Source organism: Methylorubrum populi (assembly GCA_036946625.1).
Taxonomy (GTDB): domain Bacteria; phylum Pseudomonadota; class Alphaproteobacteria; order Rhizobiales; family Beijerinckiaceae; genus Methylobacterium; species Methylobacterium populi_C.
In genome coordinates, this window is the sequence record JAQIIU010000003.1 from 1,289,866 (window position 1) to 1,305,000 (window position 15,135).

Genomic DNA, 15,135 nt, shown 5'->3' on the forward strand with positions numbered 1-15,135 from the left:
CGAGCGCGGACCGATTTCTGAAGTGGTGATGCCCGCTTCTTGCGGGTTCGCTGCAAGGGCGGCGCAGCGTGAGAAACTTGTGCGACCTGTCCCGAGTTATGCCTGCGCGGATATAATCCGGAGGGTCAGGGCCGTGGCGGCGATGGTGATGATGGCTGGTGTGGTCGGTGCGGCAGGAACACTGATCTGTCTCATGCCGCGGCTCGACTCGTTCTTCGAATGGTAAGCCTGCGAAGGAAGCCCGCCGTCCGAACCGACATTCCTTTCGGTTCAGGAACAGGCAGGTTCAGGGCACTGAACAGCCAGACTTGGCGATCGCGACAGGCTGCAAGCCGCCGCCATCGTTTCGATGGAGCGTCGCCCTTCTCGGCATGACCGGTATTCAGCGGACGGCCGGCGCTTCGCGGTGTCCAATGGAATCCGGCATCTGAAGAAGGGTGTTCTCCAGTCAAGCCGCAGATAGATAATGAGAGATAACCCGTTGGTCGGGTTCAGAAACCATATGGTGCCCAGGGGCGGAATCGAACCACCGACACTGCGATTTTCAGTCGCATGCTCTACCAACTGAGCTACCTGGGCATCGGCCGCTTCGCGCTGCGTCGGCGGCAGGCGGGGGTATAGTGAAGGCCTGAGAGCCTGTCCAGCCTCTCGTTGGCGAGAGGCGAAGCTTTTTTGCCGGGCATCCGTCTTCCGTCTCAGAGCCTGTTTGACCGGCCGACGTGTCTTCGTCAGGCAACGGCAGGGCAAGAGGAAAGCCATAACTCCCATCTCCACCCTCATCCTGAGGCGCCGCGAAGCGGCCTCGAAGGGTGTTCCAAATCCCGCGCGATCCCTGGAGCCCCCTTCGAGGCCTCCGCTGCGCTCCGGCACCTCAGGATGAGGGGCGAGATGGGATCACCGCAGTCAAACAGGCTCTCAGTGCGAGCGGTCCACGTCGTCGATATGCTCCGGGCGGGGCAGTTCCCCCTCCTCCGGTCCCGGAATGACGTAGCGCTCGCCGAGCCAGCGCCCGAGGTCGATGTCGGCACAACGCGCCGAGCAGAACGGCTTGGTCTCGGGCTGGGCCGGCTTGCCGCAGATCGGGCAGGGGGGAGCCGACGTTTTCGCGGGGTCCGCCTTCACGAGGCCGCTCCCCAAGCGCTGCGCACGGGGAAGCCCTCGCCTTCCAACAGGCTCATCGTCTCGTAGAGCGGCAGCCCGACGACGGCGCTGTGTGAACCGACGAGCTTCACCGCGAAGGCGGCGGCGAGCCCCTGGATCGCGTAGCCGCCGGCCTTGCCGCGCCATTCGCCGGAGGAGAGGTAGCCCTCGATCTCGCGGTTCGAGAGACGCTTGAAGCGCACGCGGGTCTCGACCATGCGCTCCCGGCGGCGATCTTTCGGGGAGAGGATGCAGACGGCGGTGTAGACGCGGTGCGCGCGGCCCGAGAGCAGCCGCAGACAATCGGCGGCCTCGTCGAGCCGTTCGGCCTTGGGCAGCACGCGGCGCCCCACGGCGACCACGGTGTCGGCCGACACCAGATAGGCTTCGCGCAAATCCTCGCGCCGCCGCGCCGCGGCCTGGGCCGCCTCCAGCTTCTCGCGGGCGAGGCGTCGGGCGAGGTCGCGCGGCGATTCGGATTTGCGCGGCGTCTCGTCGATATCGGCGGGCAGGAGTGCGTCCGGCTCGATCCCGACCTGCTGCAGGAGCGCCAGACGCCGTGGAGAGGCGGAGGCGAGCACGAGAGGCGGCCGGCCGCGCGCGGCGGAAACGTGCGGCTTCAATGCATCGGAGGGGGAAAGCGCGTTCATCGGCGAGGTCTTACGCACAAGCCCGCAGCCGCCGCAACGCGGCAGACCGGACGACGGCCCGATCCGAGGCTTGCCAAGGGGAGGACGGGCGTCTAAGACGCGGCACGTTCCGTCAGGCTTTCGCATAGGAAGCCGGAGGCGATGCCGCAATAGCTCAGCTGGTAGAGCACCTCATTCGTAATGAGGGGGTCGGGGGTTCGAATCCCTCTTGCGGCACCAGCACTTAGCTCTACTCTGCTTACCGAAAACCTTGTCCGGTAAGCACATAGTAAGTACCATGTCCTATCTGCCGCCGCCAAGGATGCGATCGAAGGCGACTTCCTCCTGCCGATCTGCGAGCCAAAGCCCGACCTGATGATGGGCGAGTCGCTGGCCGTGATCGTGCTGACCACCATCGAGGGCCAGCGCGTCGGCGTGCCGCTCGGGATGCAGGGGATGTCCGACCTGCACGAGGTCACCCGCGAAGCGCTGCGGCTCTTGCAAGCGAAGGATGGAGACAGCGTGCAGTGAGCTTGCCCGATCGCACCCGCAGCAACCTCTTCAAGCCCAAGGCCGCCACCGACGAGCGGGGTCTTGGTTGCAGATCAAATTTGTGCAATTTTGTTGGTAGGGCGTCGGTGACAGGCATCTCTTGCCACGTTTGCCACCCTAGCTGTTTGATCCCAGGGTTTGATGGTGCACTCTTCACGTTGGAGTGGAGGGACGCGCTATGGGCCAAGTTCTTCACGGCAGCGCCACCACGACGGAGGCAGTCCGTCGAGCGATCCAGCATAGTCAAGCGAGCCTGAGGGCGCTCTCGAAGCGCTACGGGATCAACCGGAAGACGGTCGCCAAGTGGCGGCAGCGGACCTCGGTCGCCGATCAGCGCACGGGTCCGAAGGATCCCCGCTCGACGGTGCTGTCACAGGAGGACGAGGCGGTCGTCGTCGCCTTTCGCCGCCATACGCTCCTGCCGTTGGACGACTGCCTCTACGCGCTCCAGGCGACGATCCCGCACCTGACCCGTTCGTCGCTGCATCGGTGCCTGCAGCGCCACGGCATCAGCCGACTGCCGGAGGTCGACGGTGACAAGCCCAAGCGGTCACGCTTCAAGACCTGCCCGCTCGGCTATTTCCACATCGATCTGGCCGAGGTTCACACAGCCGAAGGGCGACTCTACCTGCTCGTCGCTATCGACCGCACGACCAAGTTCGCCTTCGTTGAGCTCCACGAGAAGGCCACGCGGCGGGTCGCAGGTGACTTCCTCCGCCATCTCATCGAGGCCGTGCCTTACAAGGTGCACACGGTGCTCACCGACAACGGCACCCACTTCACCACGCCCGGCAACGTCGCCTCGGCCGCTTCCGTCATCAAGGAGGCGATTGTAGCCGGCGAGACCTTCCGAGCCCACAGCTTCGAACTTGCCTGCGCCCGCAACGATATCGACCATCGGCTGACCAAACCGCGCCACCCCTGGACGAACGGTCAGGTCGAGCGGATGAACCGCACGATCAAGGACGCGACGGTCAAGCGCTACCATTACGACAGCCACGCGCAACTCCGTGCGCACTTGGCCGACTTTGTCAGCGCCTACAACTTCGCACGCCGTTTGAAGACCCTGCGCGGCCTCACGCCCTACGAAGCCATCTGCAAGGCATGGTCCGCTGAGCCCGGCCGCTTCAGGTCAAACCCGCTCCACCAAATGCCGGGACCAAACACCTAGCGACCGGAGGATCTATCTCTGCGCTAGGAGCCTTGGCCAGCCGTCTCTTGGAGCCTGCGAGTGGCCTGCTGCCGGTTTGGTGGACGCCGGCCTAAGCTAGTTTGGCTCGGTTTTCGAACTCGACGGGGCTGAGGTAGCCGAGCGTCGAGTGCCGCCGTGCCGCATTGTAGAAGCGCTCGATGTAATCGAACACGTCCGCTCGCGCCTCGTCCCGCGTGCGGTAGGTTCGCCGGACCGTTCGCTCGGTCTTCAGCGACGAGAAGAAGCTCTCCATCGCCGCGTTGTCCCAGACGTTGCCCGACCGACTCATCGAGCAGACGATGCCGTGCTCGGCCATCAGCCGCTGGAACGGCTCGCTCGTGTACTGACTGCCCTGGTCGGAGTGATGCAGCAGCGCGTCCGGCCTGCCCCTGCGCCAGACCGCCATAACGAGCGCGTCCGCCACGAGTTGCGCCGTCATGCTCGCCTGCATCGACCAGCCGACCACGCGGCGCGAGAACAGGTCGATCACGGCCGCGACGTAGAGCCAGCCCTCCGCCGTCCAGATGTAGGTGAGATACTGTCGGCGAATCAGATGGTCGGGGGTGTTGGCACGGAGGTGCGCGATGAGCCTGCGACCGGAACCGATCGGCGCGATCCCCGTCGAGACGGCGCGCGTGGCGCGCGCGGCTTTCCCCAAAGGGACGGTCGCGACGCGGTTGCGCGATGAGTTCAGCGCCCTCTACCAGGACGAGGACTTCCGCGATCTCTATCCGACCCGCGGCCAGCCCGGTCTTGCGCCCTGGCGGCTGGCCCTGGTCACGGTCCTCCAGTTCTCCGAGCACCTGAGCGACCGTCAAGCGGCCGACGCCGACCGGTCTGGTTCGAGCGCTATGGACGCCGGGTGGAGGACTATCGCCTGCCCAGGGCTCGGACGGAACGCGAGGCACTCGCTCTTGCGATCGGTACGGACGGGTTTGCCCTACTCGAAGCGCTGGACGCGCCGGCGGCACCGCCTGAGGTGCGGGCCGTGCCGATGGTGGGAACGCTGCGCGATGTATGGCGAGTGCATTATGCCCGCGAGGGAAGCGGGCCGCCACGGTGGCGCAGCGGCGCCGAGTTGCCGCCGGTCGGCGAGCGACTGCAGTCTCCCTACGACCCGGAGGTCCACTACAGCACCAAGCGGCAGATGGAATGGTCGGGTTACAAGGTACACGTCACCGAAGTCTGCGATGCGGACGCGGCCCATCTGATCACAAACGTGATGACCTGTCCGGCGATGCAGCCGGACATGGCGAGCACGGCCGCGATCCACGAGCAGCTGGCGGCAAAGAACCTTCTGCCGGCCGAGCACTTCGTGGATGCCGGCTACGTCGATGCGGGACTGCTGGTCGGTAGCCGACGCGACCATGACGTCGCGTTGGAAGGGCCGGTCCGCGCCATGCCGAGGCGGGCGACGCAGGCTGAGCAGACCTATGAACAGCGCCACTTCGCAATCGACTGGGAAGGCGAGCGGGTCACCTGTCCCCAGGGCAAGACGTCAGTGACGTGGCGCGCTACCCGCGACGAGGTCGGTGCCCCGCGCTTCCAGGCGGTGTTCAGCCGGACCGATTGCGGCGCCTGCGCGACGCGAGCGCTTTGCACCGCGTCGAAGGAGGCGCGCCGCTCCGTCTACTTCCTGCCGCGCCCGGAATACGAGGCGCTGAACGCCGCTCGAGACCGGATGCAGGATCCAGCCTGGAAGCAGCGGTATCGCATCCGCGCCGGGATCGAAGGCACGCTCTCGCAGGGCGTGCGGGCCTTCGGACTACGCAGGAGCCGATACATCGGCCAAGCCAGGACCGGACTGCAGCAGGTGTGCGTGGCCGCAGCGATGAACGCCGCGCGGGTCGTACACTGGTTGGCGGCAGTGCCGCGAGCCAGGACGCGCACGACACGCTTCGCAGCCTTGGCACAGGCCGCCTGATTCGCCGACAGTATCTAGGTGAAGTCGGCGATCCACTTCCGGTTCGGCCCATCGGCCGCGAACTGCCGCTCCAGGAGGTTGGCGGCCGCCGCAGCCCGCACGCCCTCGTCCTTCGGCAACCCGCGCCGTCGCCGCGGACGAGCTCGCATCGCGTTCTCGCGCATGATCCGCTCAATGCGGTGCAGGCCGCACGCCACGCCCTCGGCCAGCACGTCGTGCCAGACCCGCCTCGCGCCGTAGGTGCGGTCGCTGCCCACGAAGCTCGTGTGCACCTTGGTCAGGATCGCCGCGTCGTCACGGGCACGCTGGCTGGGGGATCGAGTGAGCCAAGCGTGGAAGCCGGAACGGGAGACGTTCAGCGCCGCGCACATCCAGGCCACCGGCCAGACCGTCCGGTGCTTGGCGATGAAGGCGAACCTCATAGCACGTCCCGCGCGAAGAACGCGGTGGCCTTTTTTAGGATATCACGCTCCGCCCGCAGCCGGGAGACCTCCTTGCACAGCCGGTCGATCTCGGCCTGCTCGGGCCGCATCTGCCCGTGGCCGGGGAAGGCGTGCTGCGGATCGGCCGCAGCCTGCTTCACCCAGCGGTGCAGCACCGTCTCGTGCACGTCGAGGTCGCGGGCCGCTTGGGCGACGCTCACCCCGCGCTCCCGGATCAGCCGAACCGCCTCGACCTTGAACTCACGTCCGAACTTGCGCCGCTGCATCCTGTACCTCCGGTCTCATCATCACACCCAAACCGGGTGTCCGTGAAACCGGCAGCAGGCCAATCCGGGTTCGGCTTGGACTTGCCGATGAGGGGCTTACCAAGGTCGTGCCGGAACATCAGGGTGGGGGCATCGGAACCCGCCTCATGATGAACATCGTCGATCTGGCAATTGCATGCAAGATGGATAGAATCGATATGGAGGCAGACGATCTCGGGCGGTACATATGGCCCACGATGGGGTTCCTTCCCGCCACAGATGAGATTTGGACCAAGGAGGTTGCACGCCTCGCCGGCAAGCGATTGGAGCGGCTTTGGCTGGGTGGACACCTCACATCGGACGACCACGAGGATCTCAGGCACATCATCGGACGTTTGGATAGGATGGCTGCGCGGTCGCTGATCGTGCAGGACATCATGGTTCCCGGCCCTTCGCCACGCGGGGGCGAGGCCCGGGTTCCCGTGGGCAAGGTCCTATTGCTTTCCAGCCGTACGACTTGGAATGCATCCCTGGATCTGAAGAACGATCAGGAAGGGCTCGACCTATTCGAGGCTTATAAGAGGAAGCACCATGTCTCTCACCCAGCCCCTCGGTGACAACCCTCAGGGTCTCGCCACCTTCGATCCCATGACCGACGAGACCTACCGCGCGGTGGTCCGTCGCATCGCCGACCGCCATGCCCGGGACTACGGACGGGCAACTTCCGAGCGAAATGTGGAGGAGGTTAGGGCGGAGACGAATTCTTCGGTGGAACTGGAAGAGGTACACGAGGAAGTCGCGCTGGCCGCTTGTCCGTGAGGAGCTTGGCTGTTCCTTATTGCTTGTAAGAGGGTCTATCGGGAAATTTGGGGTGATGGCCCGTTTCGTGCGGTCCGGTCTTGAGACGGGAGATTTGGGGTGGCGGCGATGCCGACCACTCCACGCCGAGCCCCTGGCGACACAGGGGCCAACACTTTCCCTGCGTAGCCGGAACGCGGGAGCGGGCTCCATCACCTGCGACGAGCCAAACCGACCTGTCCCGGTCTTTGGGCCGTATCACCCCATATTTCCCGATTACCAAAATTTCCGGCCCGTCCAGCACTGGGTTCGCGCCCAATCACCAGCCCTTGCGCATGAACTCCTCGATGTCTCGCGAGGAGATGATGCGCTCCGTTCCTTCCCAGTCCAGCCCGACGTCGTCCGCCACGTCGCGGAAGTAGCGCCGCTCGACGGGGCTACGGATTTGCTCCACCCGTTTCGGGAACAGCTTGACCGCCTCCCGGTCCTTCAGGACGGCGTCGACCCAATCGTCCTCGAATGAGTCCGGGAGTTGGCCCAACACCTTGAAGATGTCCTCGGACCGTTCAGAGAGCGCACCGTAGACCTCGTCCTCGTAGGTGCCCGCGTAGCGCAGGTTGGCGACGTGGATCTCCGACCGGGGCTGCCCGATGCGCTGTTCGAGGCGGGACGGGTTCCAGGGCAGGTCGACGTTCACCTGTGAGCCCAGGCGCTGAAGGTTCAGCCCCTCGCAGGCTGCGTCCGTGGCGGCGACAAGCTTGATGGTGCCTACCCGAACGAGGTCCTTGATGGCGTTGCGGTCCGTGCGGCGCCTCTCGCCGCCATGCAGCACGAACGACCTGCCACCGCCGGCATAGATGGCGATGGGCTGATCGCGGAAGCGCTCCGCGAGCCGTTCCGCGACGAACTCGGCCGTGTCGTAGAACTGGCTGAACGCGATCATGCCGTGGTCCGCGAGCCAGCGGTTGTCGGTCAGGTACCGGATGATAACCTCCACCTTGGGGTCCATCCTCTCCCGCGACAGCACCGCGAGGAGGTGGGTCTCGACCTCGCGGAGCGCCGCCGCCTCGTTCGGGGTGAGCGGCATGCGCTCGCGCTCCTGCGCGTAGAGATCCTCGTCCCCATCGTCGATGGCCGACCCGCTCATCGCCCCCTGGAGCAGCGCCCGGGTCGTCGAAAGCCCGGCGGCGACCGAGGAGCCGATGCGCCGCAGCAGGATGGTCTTCATGAACCCCGCGGCCGGGCGGGTCAGCGCGTAGAGGCCGCAGAAGCGTATTGCGGCATCGTAAGCCTGGCGGAACGAGAAGCCCATCTCCAGGCCCTCGCCGGAGAAGAGCTCGCCCGGCAGCCCGTCGCCGACACGCGGATGGACGACCACGTCGATCCGGGGCAGAAGGCCGGCGCTCTCCAGCATCGGGCGGGAGCGACGGATGACGCGCCGGATGATGGGGTTCGTCTGGGCCACGAGCGTCGGGAAGTCCGTCCGCAACCGGCTCCTCTGCCCTTGAGAAAGCTCGTCGTAGCGCGGCCCGTCGATACGGTTGTCCGGGATGTGGCGGGCCGTTCGCACGATCCGGTAGAAGCTCGCCTCCGATGCGGGAGGCAGCGGGTTCCGCAGCAGGCCCCACTGGTCGGTCGGGTCGTCGGGCCACGGCTTCTCGCCGGTGAGATAACCGATGCTCGCGTCCGACGCCCAGGCGCGGCTGCCTTCCCTGCCGAGGACGTGCGTGGTGCCCTTGGCCAACATCGCGACTAGGTCGTGCAACTCCGCCGCCTTGAGTTGGATAGTCGTGGCCGTGCCGATGATGACGTTTTCGGAGTTGGCCGCGACGTGCTCCATGAATTCCAGGAGGCGCTTGGCACCGACCCGGGCGTCGTCCTTGCCGCTGCGGTCAGCCCTCGCCTTGTGGGCCTCGTCCAGGATCACCACACCGAAGCGGCGCTCCCGCAGGTGCCTGATCTCGCCGTCCTCGTCCCCGCTCACGATGAGCCCGGTGGAGACGATGCCGATGCGCATCGGGCAACGGGCGACAGCACTGGCATCGCCCTTGGGCGAGACGGCGAAATCCTTGGCGTCGAGCCACTGCTTCTTCGCCGAGGACCAGATGGCCGAGGGCAGGCCGAGCATGTCCTCAAGCTCGGTCTGCCATTGCCGCGTCAAGGTCGCCGGCGCCAGTATGAGGACTCCCCCGCCTGACAAGAGGGAGGGACGGCATGCCGGCGCTGGTCACCGCCAGCGTGCCGAGCGCTCCGTACGCGACGCCTTCCAGCGAGCGGGCGCCCAATGCCACGCCCAGCATGGCGACCCCGTCGACTTCCAGGGGTCGGCTCCCGAAGGGGGCGATGCCACTGCCTCGCAGCGAGCCAGCGAATGCCGTCAACGAGGACGGGGCGGACGGCTTCCGGAAGCCGCCGCGCCGCGGCGGCGTAGCCGAGCGCCGCGACCTGGCGGAACGACCGTTCCGTGGGGATGCCAAACCCTTCAGCCGCGGCGACGGCGACATCGGCCAGGGGCGCCGGGTCGTCGAGGACCCAGGCACGGAAGGCCTGCGGCAGCGGCGCCTCGTCGACGATGGCGGAGGCTGCCGCGAGGGCGGCCCTGATCCCGCCGACGTTCGGCCCGTCTCCTACAGAAACCATGGCCTGCGCATCACCGAATTGCCGAGGACGGCGTCCGGGTCCCAGTTCGGGGTACGTTCCAGGCCTGCCAATTGCCGGGCGACCTGCTCGGCGTAGCTCAACGAGACGGGCAGCCGCGACGAGCCGAAGTTCCGCCAGGTGTGGCAGGCGAAGTTGCCGACCTGCCGGGCCAGCAACCGCATGTTGCGATACGTCGAGCGGTCGTGGAGGCGGAGCAGGACGGGATCGGGCAACCCCTGCCGCTCGCTCTTCACCTCCTTGCGACCGACCAAGGTCACCAGCCACTCCCGGTCGCCGAGGTCGACGGCCTGACCGCGCTCGGGCGCTAACTGCGCCTTGGCATCCCCCGGCGCATCCAGGTCGAAGACGGTGAAGGGATGGTCCTCGACGACGTGCACGAAGGCGAAGTCCATGCGCTTCAACCCGAGTTGTTCGACCGCCTCGACCACGGCGTCGGCGGCATCGCGCCCGAGTTGGGTGAAGGCATGGAACACGAGCCTGACCCGGTCGTCGGGTAGCCATCCGTCGTCCGCGCGGATGCGCTCGACCGCCTCGACCACGACTTGGCGCAAGGTGTCCGGCAGCCCCTCGTAGCTCACCGCCGATGTCCTGCTGTCGAGGACGTAGGCCCCCTGCGCCGTGAAGACGGTGGCGATGCCCACGACACGCTGGCCGGCGCCCCGGCGACCCCGCTTCTCCACATGGGAGCCGAGCCCGAAAACGAACTCGTGCGCGTCGCTCGGCGGCGCAGGCAGGAGCCATGGCAAGCCGCCGAGCTTGGCGTAGGTCTGCAGCGCCATGCTCGCCAGCGAGCAGGCGTACTCGAACTCCCTCATCCCGACCATCTCGACCGAGACGGACTGGACGACCGTGCCCTGCTTCAGGAACGCCGCCTTGCCCATCCAATAAGGGCTGTCCTCGTAGGGGCGGGCCATCCATTCCCTGGAGACCAGCAGTAGCGCGAGGTCCCAGCGCACGTCACGGTCGGCCGCTTCCTCGTTGGCCATCCGCGCGGCATCCGCGTAATCCTCGCCAGCCGACCCGGCCATCGTGAAAAAGCGGACCTCGGGCTGTTCCAGTCGGAAACGTCCCACCAGCCCGGTCCCGTGCGGGACAAGGCCGTTGGGCCCCTTGCTCCTGACATGGGGCAACCCTTGCAGGAAGTGGCCGACGACCGCCTGCATCTGCTTGAGGCGCGCAGCCTCGCATACAACCGCGATCCTGAGCTTCTTCCGCCCGAAGCTCTCGCGGTCGTAGGGGCCGACCTCGTCCAGACCCTTCTGGGGCGTGTAATGCTGGGTGCCGGACGCCCCGCCCGGGTCGAACATCAGCTTCGGCTTGAAGATGGCCTCGACAGGCGGGAACCACGCGCCGTCGACGGACTGGTCGAGAGGGCCCTCGAATACGAGCGGGACGCCGTCGGCGAGTTGCATGGGTTGACGCGACAGCCATCCGAGGATCGACCGGGCGGTGCCGAGCATCTTCGGCCCGGCATGGGAAGCTGCCTCGATCTCCGCGATCTCCGCCATCACGGCGTCCGACCTCCCCTGGGTGAGCGCGGCGACCACGGCGGCGAAGTTCGTCCGGGAGGGTTCGAGGAACAGCTCCGTGTCCGGGACCTGCACCGGCCCGTCGCCCTGGTCCTCAAGCGTCAGGGTCCCGTCATCGTCCACTGCGAGGATGCGACCCGCATAACGCAGCAGGTCGGAGACCTTGGGGTCCGGCGTCTCCCGCACCGTCGAGACGGTCGCCCCGAGCAACGGCACCCCGAGCTCGCGCAATTGCCTGACCGGTGCGTCGATGATCGTGCGGAGTCTGTTCGAACACGTGAGGACGACCGACGGGACGCCGCGGCGGACGAGCACCCGCGCGTCGAACTCCAGCACCATCCGCTTCTTGAGCCAGTCGGGCAGCCCGAGCGATGCGGGCAGCACGTTCTCAGTCTCGGGCCGGCCAGCCTCGACCACCAGCGGCCGTCGCTTGGTGATGCGATAGCCTTTTTCAGTCTCGTGCCGTCAGCTCCCGTAGGACGGCTTCGCGGGCGAGCACCGCCACGAGATACGGGTCTTCCGAAGCCGGGAAGGACTGACGCTCGGCGGGGAGGGTCGCGTCCGGCGTCAGGGGGACGACCACGATCTCGTCGCCCCTGCGGATGGCATGCACGTCGGCTGGGGCGCGGTCCAGAAGCTCGTGGAGCACGGTCCGGTCATAGGGGACCAGGGCTGCCGGGAGGGCGCCTTTCGGAATTGCGATGCGGAACGCGTTTATCGCGAGACGTGGATCCCGCCGTTCGCCTGCCCACGAAGCCATGCCCGACCATACGCGCCGATTGCCGTCCAGGAATGAGGTGCCTCGTGCCGGAGAGGCGGCCATCCACATACAAGGCCGTCCAACCGACGCGGCCCTTCGACACGCCGCGGTCGGCGCGAGCGCCAGGTTCGGAACATCCCTCCTCAAGCCGTTCCGGTTCGGTGTAGGCTGACTGGCGGCACGCCACATCTTGCAAGGGCGCATCCGGGCGGCGGCCCATGATGCGGAATAGAGGCCCCGTTGGTCTGCTGGCCTGCCGTGCCCGACGACGTAAGGATTTCTACGCTGGTCCTTGGGCTCCTACCCGAGATCGTGAGACGGGATGGGGGCCTTGGACGGGCCCACGGTCATGCCATCGCCGACTCAGCGCGCGGCGAAAGCCTGAAGCGGATGAGACCGAGCTGTCTCTAGGCTGTCCTAGCTGGAAATGCGTCAGCAAATAGCGTCGCTAAGCCATTGTAAAACCTGGCGACCCCGGTAGGGCTCGAACCTACGACCTGCCGCTTAGAAGGCGGCTGCTCTATCCAACTGAGCTACGGGGCCGATCGCCGAAGGGGTCGAAACACCACGCCCCGTGTCCTCGGTCAAGCGCTTGCGCCGCAGCTTGCAGGGCGCTCGCTTGAAGCGTTCGCCCTGATTTTTCGCAGGCCTCGGTCGCCGGCGCCCGCCTCCGCGGACACCCTTCGCGGCCTCCGCTGCGCTCCGGCACCTCAGGATGAGGGTCGGGATGGGATGTTCCCAGTCAAACGGGCTCTCGGCGGGAAGATCAGTCTTCCGCGAGCACCGCGCCGATCTCGGCCGCCGCCATGCCCTGCGGCGTCAGGTAGGGCAGGAAGAGGCTCAGCACCTGCCGCGCGCCCCAGTCGATATGCGCGCGCGTGACCTCGCCGATGCCGCGGCGCGAGCGCAGGTAGTCGATCCAGTAGGTCGAGACGATCCAGGCGTTGATGATCAGCACATCGAGCCGATCGGGCGGGATCGCCAGGAGCCCGGCCTTCTGCATCTCTTCGATCGCCCGGCGGGTCAGGGCGTGGCCCTCGTCGCTGAGGCGCTTCAGGCGCGGCCTGAGCTCGGGCGCGAGGCGGAACACCACCGCCCCGTCCCGATAGAAGAAGCGCCATTCCCACATCGTGCGGAACCATCCCGCGAGATAGGCCCGGTAGCGCTCCGGTGCGTCGCCGCTCGCGGCATAGGCCGTCGCCGCGGCGCGCAGCGCCCGCTCGAACTCGGCGAACAGCGCCTCCAGCAACTGCTCCTTGCGCTGAAAATGGTAGTAGAGGTTGCCCTCGTTGATGCCCACCGCCTCCGCGATCTCCGCCGTGGTCACGCTGCCGGGCCCGCGCTCGTTGAACAGCGCCCGCGCGGCGTCGAGGATGCGAACCCGCGTCTTGAGGCGCGACCTCTTGAGTCCCCCCCGAGGAGGCGTGGCGTGCTGCGACCTTGCTCCTCGTTCCGCCACCGCGCCTGCCTGACCCGCTGTTCCGCCTGCCCGCGGCGACCCTAGCGACTGCGCGGTGGCCTCACAATTTCAGGTGCTGCCCGTTGACGATTCTAAGGTGTTCACCTTAGAATCGTCGCGGCGAAACCAGAGGAGCTTCGGTGATGGCGGTCCTCACGGAACCCCATGACGGACCGGACGGCGCGGCTTCGCGCCCGGGCGCCCGGCGGGACGCGCATCTGGACGTGCTGGTGATCGGCGCCGGCATCTCGGGGATCAGTGCCGGCTACGCCCTGCAGACCCGGTGCCCGGGCAAGAGCTACGCGATCCTCGAGGCGCGCGACACGCTCGGCGGCACCTGGGACCTGTTCCGCTATCCCGGCCTGCGCTCGGATTCCGACCTCCATACCTTCGGATTCAGCTTCCGGGCCTGGACCGAGGACAAGTCGATCGCCGACGCGGCCTCGATCCTGAACTACCTGCGCGCCACCGCCGAGGCGTTCGGCATCGACCGCAGGATCCGCTACGGCCAGCGCGTGGTGTCGGCGGCCTGGAGCACGCCGGAGGCACGCTGGACCGTGGAGGTCGAGGCGGGGCGCGAGCGCATCACCTATACCTGCGGCTTCCTCTACGTCTGCGCCGGCTACTACGATTACGAAGGCGGCTACCGACCGGACTGGCCGGGCACCGGTCGCTTTGCCGGCCCCATCGTGCATCCGCAGGCCTGGCCGGAGCACCTCGACTACGCGGGCAAGCGCGTGGTGGTGATCGGCAGCGGCGCCACCGCGGTGACGCTGGTGCCGGAGATGGCGCGGAGCGCCGCCCATGTCACCATGCTGCAGCGCTCGCCGACCTACATCGTGGCGCTGCCGGCGCGCGACCGCATCGCCAACTGGCTCAAACGCCGCCTGCCGAGCGGCCTGGCCCACCGCCTCGCGCGCTGGAAGAACATCGGCCTGAGCATCTTCTTCTATCAGTTCGCCCGCCGCAAACCCGAGGCGATGACGCAGCGGATCCTCGGCGGCATCCGCAGGCAGCTCGGGGCCGACTACGACGTCGGCACCCATTTCACGCCGCGCTACAAGCCCTGGGACCAGCGCCTCTGCCTGGTGCCGGACGGCGATCTGTTCAAGGCGATCCGCGAGGGCCGGGCGACCGTCGAGACCGACGCGATCGAGACCTTCACGGAGGACGGGCTGCGGCTCGCCTCGGGCCGGCACCTGTCCGCCGACATCGTCGTCACCGCCACGGGGCTCAGGCTGAAGCTGATGGGCGGGGTGCGGCTCAGCGTCGACGGCCGCACGCCCGACCCGGCGGAGACCTGCATGTACAAGGGCATGATGCTGAGCGACGTGCCGAACCTCGCTCTGGCGCTGGGCTACACCAACGCGTCCTGGACGCTGAAATGCGAGTTGACGGCGGGATACGTCTGCCGCCTCCTGCGCCGCATGGACGCCCGGGGCGAGACATGGTGCGTGCCGCGCCGGGGCGCGGCCACCGGCGAGGAACCGCTGATCGGCTTCACCTCGGGCTACATCGCGCGGGCGCGCCATTTGATGCCCAAGCAGGGCGACGCGCATCCGTGGAAGCTCCACCAGAACTACGTGCTCGACCTCGCGAGCCTCCGCTACGGACGGCTCGACGACGGCGCGATGGTGTTCGGCGGCCGGCGCGCGGATGCACGGCGGGCGGCCTGAGCGCTCCCTCGGCCTCTGCCTCCGCGGTGTAAAGAGCTCGCTGCGCCCACCCCATTCCGGGAGAAACCCACCGCATGTTCGATCTCAAGGGGCGGACCGCGCTCGTCACCGGCGCGGGCAGCGGCAT

The 15,135-nt window shown here is 67.2% G+C and carries 12 protein-coding genes, 3 tRNA genes and 3 pseudogenes (1 of these 18 only partly in view); 8 read left to right on the plus strand and 10 right to left on the minus strand.

Annotated features, from left to right (window positions below; translation table 11 throughout):
* Positions 1–503: 503 nt before the first annotated feature.
* The 3 genes from PGN25_17475 to PGN25_17485 all read right to left on the minus strand — a co-directional run bounded on the left by PGN25_17475 (position 504) and on the right by PGN25_17485 (position 1,790).
* Positions 504–579: transfer RNA gene (locus PGN25_17475), tRNA-Phe, on the minus strand.
* Between the two features lie 336 nt (positions 580–915).
* Complete coding sequence (gene yacG / locus PGN25_17480; GenBank protein MEH3119327.1) at positions 916–1,122, minus strand: DNA gyrase inhibitor YacG; 207 nt, start codon at positions 1,120–1,122, stop codon at positions 916–918.
* Positions 1,119–1,790 (minus strand): Maf-like protein, encoded by a 672-nt coding sequence (locus PGN25_17485; GenBank protein ID MEH3119328.1) that lies wholly within the window; start codon positions 1,788–1,790, stop codon positions 1,119–1,121. The genes yacG and PGN25_17485 overlap by 4 nt, the downstream gene beginning before the upstream one ends.
* A gap of 143 nt (positions 1,791–1,933) precedes the next feature.
* Here PGN25_17485 and PGN25_17490 point away from each other — a divergent pair.
* From PGN25_17490 to PGN25_17500, 3 genes are all read left to right on the plus strand, one after another.
* Positions 1,934–2,009 (plus strand) — tRNA-Thr (locus PGN25_17490).
* A gap of 135 nt (positions 2,010–2,144) precedes the next feature.
* Positions 2,145–2,300, plus strand: coding sequence for a hypothetical protein (locus PGN25_17495; protein MEH3119329.1), 156 nt, complete (start codon positions 2,145–2,147; stop codon positions 2,298–2,300).
* 199 nt (positions 2,301–2,499) lie between these two features.
* Positions 2,500–3,492: an IS481 family transposase gene (locus tag PGN25_17500; protein ID MEH3119330.1), complete on the plus strand. Its 993-nt coding sequence runs from the start codon at positions 2,500–2,502 to the stop codon at positions 3,490–3,492.
* Positions 3,493–3,583: 91 nt separating this feature from the next.
* On the opposite strand, the pseudogene PGN25_17505 reads toward PGN25_17500, so the two are convergent.
* Positions 3,584–4,048: pseudogene (locus PGN25_17505) on the minus strand (IS3 family transposase).
* A 327-nt stretch (positions 4,049–4,375) separates the two neighbouring features.
* Here PGN25_17505 and PGN25_17510 point away from each other — a divergent pair.
* Positions 4,376–5,437 (plus strand): transposase, encoded by a 1,062-nt coding sequence (locus PGN25_17510; GenBank protein MEH3119331.1) that lies wholly within the window; start codon positions 4,376–4,378, stop codon positions 5,435–5,437.
* A 17-nt stretch (positions 5,438–5,454) separates the two neighbouring features.
* On the opposite strand, the pseudogene PGN25_17515 reads toward PGN25_17510, so the two are convergent.
* Positions 5,455–6,146 (minus strand): annotated as a pseudogene (locus tag PGN25_17515) (IS3 family transposase).
* Between the two features lie 146 nt (positions 6,147–6,292).
* Here PGN25_17515 and PGN25_17520 point away from each other — a divergent pair.
* Positions 6,293–6,742, plus strand: a complete 450-nt coding sequence (locus PGN25_17520) for a hypothetical protein (GenBank protein ID MEH3119332.1) — start codon at positions 6,293–6,295, stop codon at positions 6,740–6,742.
* On the plus strand, positions 6,717–6,944 hold the full coding sequence (locus tag PGN25_17525; GenBank protein ID MEH3119333.1) for a hypothetical protein: 228 nt from the start codon (positions 6,717–6,719) through the stop codon (positions 6,942–6,944). Before PGN25_17520 ends, PGN25_17525 begins: the two co-directional genes overlap by 26 nt.
* Positions 6,945–7,242: 298 nt before the next feature.
* On the opposite strand, the gene PGN25_17530 is transcribed toward PGN25_17525, so the two are convergent.
* From PGN25_17530 to PGN25_17550, 5 genes are all read right to left on the minus strand, one after another.
* The gene (locus tag PGN25_17530; GenBank protein ID MEH3119334.1) at positions 7,243–9,051 is read right to left on the minus strand and encodes a helicase-related protein; all 1,809 of its coding nucleotides are present in this window, start codon (positions 9,049–9,051) and stop codon (positions 7,243–7,245) included.
* Positions 9,052–9,550: 499 nt separating this feature from the next.
* Entirely contained in the window at positions 9,551–11,497 is a 1,947-nt protein-coding gene (locus PGN25_17535; GenBank protein ID MEH3119335.1) for a hypothetical protein, read from the minus strand.
* Positions 11,498–11,564: 67 nt separating this feature from the next.
* Positions 11,565–11,762 carry a hypothetical protein gene (locus PGN25_17540; GenBank protein MEH3119336.1) on the minus strand — a complete coding sequence of 66 codons (198 nt, stop codon included), beginning with the start codon at positions 11,760–11,762 and terminating at the stop codon, positions 11,565–11,567.
* A gap of 577 nt (positions 11,763–12,339) precedes the next feature.
* Positions 12,340–12,416: transfer RNA gene (locus tag PGN25_17545), tRNA-Arg, on the minus strand.
* A gap of 223 nt (positions 12,417–12,639) precedes the next feature.
* Entirely contained in the window at positions 12,640–13,332 is a 693-nt protein-coding gene (locus PGN25_17550) for a TetR/AcrR family transcriptional regulator (protein MEH3119337.1), read from the minus strand.
* Positions 13,333–13,475: 143 nt separating this feature from the next.
* Between PGN25_17550 and PGN25_17555 the strand changes: the two genes are divergently transcribed.
* Both PGN25_17555 and PGN25_17560 read left to right on the plus strand, forming a co-directional pair.
* Positions 13,476–15,008, plus strand: coding sequence for an NAD(P)/FAD-dependent oxidoreductase (locus tag PGN25_17555; GenBank protein ID MEH3119338.1), 1,533 nt, complete (start codon positions 13,476–13,478; stop codon positions 15,006–15,008).
* A gap of 74 nt (positions 15,009–15,082) precedes the next feature.
* Positions 15,083–15,135, plus strand: a pseudogene (locus PGN25_17560) (SDR family NAD(P)-dependent oxidoreductase) (it continues 742 nt past the right edge of the window).